At 67.5% G+C, this 7,486-nt stretch carries 8 protein-coding genes; 3 read left to right on the top strand and 5 right to left on the bottom strand.

What is annotated here, in order from left to right; all coding sequences use genetic code 11:
* Window positions 1–151: 151 nt before the first annotated feature.
* Entirely contained in the window at window positions 152–778 is a 627-nt protein-coding gene (locus VB080_RS14835; protein WP_300150421.1) for a methyltransferase family protein, read from the top strand.
* A 39-nt stretch (window positions 779–817) separates the two neighbouring features.
* Here VB080_RS14835 and lnt read toward each other — a convergent pair whose 3' ends face one another.
* The 5 genes from lnt to VB080_RS14810 form a co-directional block, all read right to left on the bottom strand.
* Window positions 818–2,374: an apolipoprotein N-acyltransferase gene (gene lnt / locus VB080_RS14830; RefSeq protein WP_300150418.1), complete on the bottom strand. Its 1,557-nt coding sequence runs from the start codon at window positions 2,372–2,374 to the stop codon at window positions 818–820.
* 8 nt (window positions 2,375–2,382) lie between these two features.
* Entirely contained in the window at window positions 2,383–4,416 is a 2,034-nt protein-coding gene (locus tag VB080_RS14825; protein WP_323419227.1) for a cation-translocating P-type ATPase, read from the bottom strand.
* A gap of 50 nt (window positions 4,417–4,466) precedes the next feature.
* Entirely contained in the window at window positions 4,467–4,841 is a 375-nt protein-coding gene (gene cmtR / locus VB080_RS14820; RefSeq protein ID WP_077687481.1) for a Cd(II)/Pb(II)-sensing metalloregulatory transcriptional regulator CmtR, read from the bottom strand.
* A gap of 126 nt (window positions 4,842–4,967) precedes the next feature.
* Window positions 4,968–5,747: a cytochrome c biogenesis CcdA family protein gene (locus tag VB080_RS14815; RefSeq protein WP_077684795.1), complete on the bottom strand. Its 780-nt coding sequence runs from the start codon at window positions 5,745–5,747 to the stop codon at window positions 4,968–4,970.
* Window positions 5,744–6,328: a TlpA family protein disulfide reductase gene (locus tag VB080_RS14810; RefSeq protein ID WP_077687482.1), complete on the bottom strand. Its 585-nt coding sequence runs from the start codon at window positions 6,326–6,328 to the stop codon at window positions 5,744–5,746. Before VB080_RS14810 ends, VB080_RS14815 begins: the two co-directional genes overlap by 4 nt.
* Window positions 6,329–6,586: 258 nt before the next feature.
* Between VB080_RS14810 and VB080_RS14805 the strand changes: the two genes are divergently transcribed.
* The gene (locus tag VB080_RS14805; RefSeq protein WP_323419226.1) at window positions 6,587–7,066 is read left to right on the top strand and encodes a hypothetical protein; all 480 of its coding nucleotides are present in this window, start codon (window positions 6,587–6,589) and stop codon (window positions 7,064–7,066) included.
* Between the two features lie 114 nt (window positions 7,067–7,180).
* Window positions 7,181–7,486 (top strand): vitamin K epoxide reductase family protein (locus VB080_RS14800; RefSeq protein WP_300150403.1); only part of this gene is annotated, 306 nt, incomplete at its 3' end.

The following is a 7,486-nucleotide window of genomic DNA, read 5'->3' as shown; positions in this document are numbered from 1 at the left end:
TCCTCAACGCCCTGCGACTGCTGCGGTTCGACCACAACCGCGACCACCACGGCATCACCCACGAAGACCGTCCGGCCGGACGTGCAGGATCGGCTGCTCCACGGCAGGAACTCGCCGGCCGCACCCAGACCGAGTTGGACGCGCCAGTCGAGTGACGGCCCTGAACGGCTGGATCGCGCTGGCCTTGTACCTGATCGGCCTCGGTCTGGCCTTCGGCTTTCGAGCGGTGGTTCACCTGCGCCGCAACGGAGATACGGGGTTCCGACTCAAAGCAGGTGCGGCGGGTTCCGCCCAATGGTGGGGGAAGCTGCTGTTCGCGGTCGCGCTGCTGCTCGGACTGGCAGGCCCGGTGACGCAGATCGTCGGCATCGGACGCCTGACCATCCCCGGCGGCACGATCGTGGAAGGGATCGGGCTGGTCCTTGCACTGCTCGGGATGAAGACGTTGCTGCGGGCGCAGCGGGAGATGGGCGCTTCCTGGCGGGTTGGCGTCGACCCGGAGGAGCACACCGAGATGGTGACCGATGGGACCTTTGCGATGGTGCGCAACCCGGTGTTCTCCGGGATGGCTGTGTCAAGCGTCGGGTTGTTCCTGCTGGCCCCGACGATCGCGGCGACGGCGGCGACCGTCGTGCTGCTCGCCGCCATTCAGGTACAAGTCCGGGCGGTCGAGGAACCCTACCTACTCGCCGTTCACGGCGACGCCTACCGCGACTACGCCGCTAGAGTCGGCAGATTCGTCCCAGGCGTTGGGCACAGCCTTCGCGGCCTCAGGTAGCCGGGTTGACTGGATCGAGGACGGGGACGCGCGGCAGGCCTAGCGCCGAGCTGCGAACCTGAGCAGCAGGAGGCCGAGCAGGCTGGTCGCGGCCAGGAGACCGGCGATCCACGGGCCGAGGGAGACAGCCGGGGTCAGTCCGGTGCGTAGTGGGATGGTGGTGACCCGAGCGCCGATGGTGTCGGTGGGGAGTTCGTCGAGGATTGTGCCGTCGGGGGCGAAGGCCTGGCTGGTGCCGGTCGTGGAGACGTTCACGACGCCGCGACCGGTCTCGATTGCGCGCATCCGGGCGAGGGCGGCCTGTTGCAGGTTCTCGTCGGTGCCGCGGAAGTCGCCGTTGTTGGACTGAAGCAGGTACAGCTGAGCCCCGTCCTGGGCGCCCTGCCAGATGACGTCGTCAAAGATGACGTCGAAGCAGATGGCCAATCCCACCCCGACCCCGTTCAGGCTGACATACGGGGAGTTGGTGCCGGGAGTGTACTCGCGTCCGATCAGGCCGATCAGGTCCGGAGCGATGCGCTGGTAGAACCAGCGGTCGGGCACATACTCGCCGAACGGCACCGGATTCGCCTTGTCGAACAGCTGGACTTCGCCGCCGGTAGGCGGCCAGAGCAGGGAGGTGTTGTAGGTGTTCTCCCCGCGGCGGGTTGCAGCGTTCACCAGCAAGGGCGCCGAGACCTGGTGGGACAGCTCATCGAGTGCCCTGCTGGTCCCCAGGTTGTTGAGTGGGTCACTGTCGACCCCTCCTTCGGGCCAGACCAGCACATCCATCGGTTGGCCGATCAGCGGCATGGTCGCGGCGGTCTGTGCGGTGAGCATCGCACCAGGGGCCGCGGCGTCGAAGTAGCCGGCCGGCCCGTTGCCCTGCACCCAGCCCACGGTCACCTCACCAGCCGGGGTGGTGGGGAACTGCGGTGTCACGAGCAGCAAGGCGGTCACCGCGGCAGGCATGACCAGGCCCCGCCAGTCACGCCGGCGACCGATCCGCCACCACTGCGCGATCCCTGCACAGACGGCTGCTATCAGGAACGACAAGCCGGTCACACCTACCCACGAGACAGCTTCGGCGAACGGGCTGCCGGCCTGGCTCATCCCCAGACGAGCCCAGGGGAACCCGCCGTAGGGCCAGCTGCCCATGATGGACTCGCGCAGTGTCCACAACCCTCCGACCAGAAGCGGGACGATCACTAGCTGACCCCACTTGCCGCGCAGCGTCCGCGTGGACCACCGGTAGGCCAACGCGATCGGTATTGCTCCCGCGGCGAACAACAGTGCCTGCAAGCCGGCCAGACCGAGCCACGGCAGCGGACCCAGAAACCGTCCCGCCCAACTCAGGTGCGCCACGAAGAAGGCACCGCCGTAGACCAGAGCGACCAGAAAGGCTCCGCCCGACTTCCGGCCGGCGAGCGCGAGCAGGGCCAGGGTGACGCTGACGAAGGCGATCGGCCACCAGCCGAGTTCGGGGAATGCAGCGTCCAGCCCCACGCCAGCCAAAGCCGAGGTCACAATGGCCCACCCCAGCGGCAGCGCAGGCCGCGCCGGCTGCGCGGGCTGGCTGATGTCGTCCGCAGGCGGACTGGTCGTGGTGATGGTCATGCTGACCGCTAGTGGGTGCTGGCCAGCACGGCACTGGGTTGTTCCGCAGACCTGGCATTGCTCAAAGCGGCCGGTCGTTGGGCGGCGCGGATGCCGTTGAGGATCACCACGACCTCGGCCACCTCGTGGACCAGGACAATCCCAGCCAGTCCGACGATGCCGAACAGCGCCAGCGGGAACAACAGCACGATGATCGCCAGCGCGAGGCCAATGTTCACCGTCATGATCCGCCGTCCCCGGCGCGCGTGAGCCAGCGCGGCGGGTATGAGCCGCAGGTCGTGACCGGTGAACGCCACGTCCGCTGAGTCGATCGCGGCGGCTGCTCCTTTGGCGCCCATGGCGATGCCCACCGTCGCTGTCGCTAGCGCTGGGGCGTCATTGATGCCGTCGCCCACCATCGCCGTGGGGCTGCCACCGGTAAGTTCCCTGATGGCCAGGGCCTTGTCGGCCGGAAGTTGCTCGGCCCTCACGTTGGTGATCCCGGCCTGCCGGGCCAGCGCGTTCGCGGTGCTGGCGTTGTCGCCGGTCAGCATGATCGTGTCAATGCCCTGGGCGCGCAGCAGACGTACCGTTTCTGCGGACTCAGGTCGCAGTTCGTCACGAATGCCGATCAGCCCGGCTATCTGACCGTCGGCTTCGACCACGACGACCGTCATGCCCTCGCCCGCCATTGCATCAGCATCTGGCGAAAGCCCTGCGGGGTCGATCCATCGAACGTTACCGACCCTGACCCGGGCATCTCCGACCTGACCGGTGATGCCGCAGCCGGCTTCTTCGACCACCCCGGATGCCGCGGGCGCGCCCGATACGGTCGCGGCGATCGCCGCCGCCAACGGGTGGGCGCTGGATGCCTCCAAAGCCCCAGCCAGCGACAACAAGTCCCCCCGCGAGATGCCAGGCGAGGTTCGTACGTCCACCACCGCGGGGTCGTTCCGGGTCAGGGTGCCGGTCTTGTCCAGCGCGATCGTGCGAATGGTCCCCAATTGTTCGAACGCTTCGCCCGACTTGATCACGACACCGAACTTCGACGCCGCGCCGATCGCGCTGATCACGGTCACCGGCACCGCGATGGCTAAAGCGCACGGTGACGCCGCGACCAGCACCACCAGAGCTCGTTCGGTCCAGGTCCATGGATCACCGACGATGAACCCGAAGACAACCACCAGGACCGCCACGACCAGCACCACGGGCACCAGCGGGCGGGCGATCCGATCCGACAAACGCGCCCGTTCCCCCTTGCGGGCGTGGGCCTGCTCGACCAGCGCCACGATCTGAGTCAGCGAGTTATCCCGGCCATCCGCGGTGGCCTCGACCTGCAGGGTCGCCGAGCCGTTCACCGACCCCGCCGGCACCTCATCGCCCGGACCCACCTCCACCGGGATCGACTCTCCAGTCACTGCCGATGTGTCGATGCTCGATCGGCCCATCACCACGACCCCATCGGTCGCAACCCGCTCACCAGCGCCGACCACCAGGATGTCCAGCACCTGCACCTCCGCGGCCGGGACCGTCACGTCTCCGCCCAGCCGCGAGATACGAACGGTCTGCGGAATCAGCGCCAGCAGCCCCCGCAGACCGTCCTTCGCACGATCCATCGCCCGGTCCTCAAGAGCCTCGGCCAACGAGAACAAGAAGGCCAGCGCAGCCGCCTCCCCGACATGTCCCAGAAGAACCGCCCCGACCGCCGCGATCGTCATGAGCAGGCCTACGCCGAGTCGGCCGCGAGCCAGCCGCCGGAGAGCGCCCGGCACGAAGGTGTAGGCCCCAGCCGCCAGGGCAACGGCCTGAAGCCCTCCAGCGGCCAGGTCGAGCCCGGCCCATGCCAGACCATAACCGGCAAGCAGAAACACCCCAGAGACCAGCGACGGCAGCAAAGCGGGATCCCGCCACCACGGTGGCCGCACCCCCTCAGTGTCCTCGTCGCGCTCGCCGCGACCATTGGAAGCCGGCTCGCAGCACGCGCCGCCCGGTGTGTGCGCCGCAACTCTCAGGTCTCCGGCGGGTCCGGGTTGGTTTGTTCCAGGTTCCCGCAGCAGACTCATCGGCAAGGAGCCGTCCCCACGTGGAGCGTCCTCGCCGCAGCACTCCCTGCTCACCGGGCCTCTCCCGTCCTGCCAGCACCCGGGCCACAGCACAACGGCACGTCACAGTCCTCATTCACACAGGACACGCCGTCGTCGTAGGCGACCACCGCCTCCACCAGCAACTCCAGCGCTCGCGTCAGATGCGGGTCAGCGATCTCGTACCGCGTCTGCCGGCCCTCGGGCGTTGCCACCACCAATCCGCAGCCGCGCAGGCAGGCCAGATGGTTCGACACATTGGTGCGGGTCAGGCCCAGTGACTCCGACAACCGAGCCGGGTACCCCGGCGCCTCCAGCAACTGGAGCAGAATCCGCGAACGGGTCGGATCGGCCATCGCCCGGCCCAACCGATTCATCACGTCCAACCGGGAAGCAAGAGTCAGCACACACTGACCATACATCGGATGCTGACCTTATGCGTGAGGATGGGTCACCCAGGCAGCCCGGTTTCTTTTGACGCCGCAACGTGGCTCACGCTGATCCCGGCGGTGAGTACGTGGATCGGTGTCGGGTCAGACCGGCAGTGCAAAACTGCTCGCCCACTGCCGTACACCGGCCATTGCGATGTCCCACCAGCCGGTGATCAGCAGCACCCCGATCACCATCATGGTCACCCCGCCGGTGACCTGAATGGCACGATGGTGGCGGCGCACCCAGCCCAGCGTGCCGCCCAGCCGGTCGAAGGCCAGTCCAGCGACAATGAACGGCAGCCCGAGGCCGAGCGCGTAAGCGAAGGCAAGCACGGCGCCGCGCAGCGCAGTGCCCTCGTTCAGGGCCAACGTGAGCACGACCGATAGCGCCGGGCCGATACATGGCGTCCACCCCAGCCCGAACACGATTCCCAGCAGCGGCGACGCCGCCACGCCGGCTCGGGGGAGCACTTGCAGCCGCCACGTCCCGCGACCCCACGGCAGCCAGTCGGTGAACACTAATCCCAGGGCGATGCTCAACACGCCGGCAGCCACCATCAATGGCCGCTGCCACGCGAAGAGCGCGGCACCCACCGAACCCATCAGCGCTCCGGTGGCGACGAACACCGCCGCGAAACCGCCCACGAACCCCAGCGTCCCGAGCAGTACGCGACCCCGCCCGGCCACCCCTTTCGCGCTCTGGCCGGTAGTGATGTCCGCAGCCCCCATCCCGGTGGCGTACGACAGGTAGCCAGGCAGCAGCGGCAGCACGCACGGTGAGAAGAACGACACCAGCCCGGCGAGGAGCGCGATCGGCAAACCCAATGCGACCGAGCCGCCCACAGCCTGGCGGATCCAGTCGCCCAACTCCAGCGGGATCACTTGCCCGCTGCCACGTCTTGGATCAGACCCACCAGGGTCGATTCTGTGGTCTCGCCGATGATCCGGGCAGCGACCCGGCCCTCCAGGTCGACCACGATCGTGCTTGGGATGGCGTTGGGCGGCAACTCGCCGGAGAAGTTCAGCAGAAGCGCACCCTCAGGGTCGAACAGGTTCACATAGGGAACCTCGAATGCCCGCACGAACGCACGGGGCGCGGCCTTGTCGAAGTCTCGGGTGTTCAACCCGACGAAGACTGCCTGGTCGGCAAGCTTCTGGCTGGCGGCCACGAGCGCGGGCGCCTCGGAGCGGCATGGCGCGCACCAGGAACCCCACACGTTGTAGACGATCACCTTCCCGGAGACGTCAGCACTCGTCCACCGCTCGTCATCCAGCGTGACGCCCTCGATCACGGGCGCCTGCGGACGCTCATCGGCAGGCAGCACCGTCAGGCTGCCATCACCCGACACGAACCCTCCAGTGTTGGCTTGTGTCGACCCGCAACCCGCGAGCAGAACACCCGACGCGATCGCAACGGCCGCGCTCCAGAGCCGGCGCCTGACCGTGTGCGGAAGGCTCCCAATGTGCGACCGTTGCACTGATCCAACCTCTCAGAGTCACAGTTGCGGTCCCGACCACTGCCAGGGACCGTCCCTGGCCCACAAGACTGCCACAGCCGAAAAGGGCCTCCGGCAAGCAGCTTCGTGGCCTGGTAGTCAAACCCCATCAGCCACGTGATCTCGCGTCAACCCTCTATCGCTGCGAGTACTGCCGTCGTCGGACAGAGCGCAGCGGCACGCTTCGGCCAGTAGCTAGACTCATCGACAACCCGAGGAGCGAGCATGAGATCACAACGCGGCGGCGCCGCAGGCGCCGCCGCGTTGATGCTCATCGGTGCGAGCAACCTTGCTACCGGAGTGAGATCGGTGAACATCGCCGATACAGCCTGTATGCCGCAGGTGCCCCTGATCGCGCCGTTCGGCGTCCACCTCGATCTGTTGGTCGAGTCCGAGCTGTGCCCAGAGCACAGCTACCTGCCAGGGCTGAACTTCGGACGCTTCGCACAGTCCTTCATGGTGCTCTCAGCAACCACCTTGATCGCCGGCCTGGTCGTTCTGCTGCTCGGGCTCGGCGTGGGACTCTACGCCCGCCAGGCAGCACAGACGGCCCGCGACTGGTTCCGGACACGCCTAAGTGATGCCAGGCCGGCGACCCTTACCGTGCCTACCCACGTTGCCGTCACGGCCCTCGTGGTGGCCACCCCCGGACGTCGCCCCTATCACCCGCTTCAACGCCGAGGCCCACCCGCCCTGTCCTGCTGATCGACTCAACTCGCACCCGTGCGCAGACGAGCGCCCTTTCGGTGAACGCCGAGGTCCTGGTGCTCGGCGCGGCGCTGCGGTGCGTCCGAACGACGACAGACAGGTCCAACCACCTTGACCACATCAGACGACCTTTTGGAGCGCATCCACCGTTTCAGACAGACCGACAGGTGGATCTTCTCCACCATGCTCTTCTCGGCCTGCCTCAGCCTGTACGCCTCCTTCGTCCTGTCAACCGACGCCATCCGGCTAGCGGCCAACCCCAAAGTCGGACTCCCATGCAACCTCAACGAGGTCATCAACTGCAGCGCAGTCGCCAGATCCTGGCAGGCCGGACTGTTCGGATTCCCGAACGCGTTCCTCGGCCTGATGGCCGAGCCCGTAGTCATCACCATCGCGGTCGCCAGCCTCGCCGGCGTC

The organism is Propionicimonas sp., assembly GCF_034927565.1.
Classification (GTDB): domain Bacteria; phylum Actinomycetota; class Actinomycetes; order Propionibacteriales; family Propionibacteriaceae; genus Propionicimonas.
The sequence above is the reverse complement of the archived record's forward strand: the minus strand, read 5'-3'. Positions and strand labels throughout refer to the sequence as shown.

Bases quoted from the DNA above. Each gene is read 5' to 3' on its own strand.
- VB080_RS14805 (WP_323419226.1), top strand. From the start codon at position 6,587: ATGAGATCACAACGCGGCGGCGCCGCAGGCGCCGCCGCGTTGATGCTC.
- VB080_RS14825 (WP_323419227.1), bottom strand. From the start codon at position 4,416: ATGAGTCTGCTGCGGGAACCTGGAACAAACCAACCCGGACCCGCCGGA.
- lnt (WP_300150418.1), bottom strand. From the start codon at position 2,374: ATGACCATCACCACGACCAGTCCGCCTGCGGACGACATCAGCCAGCCC.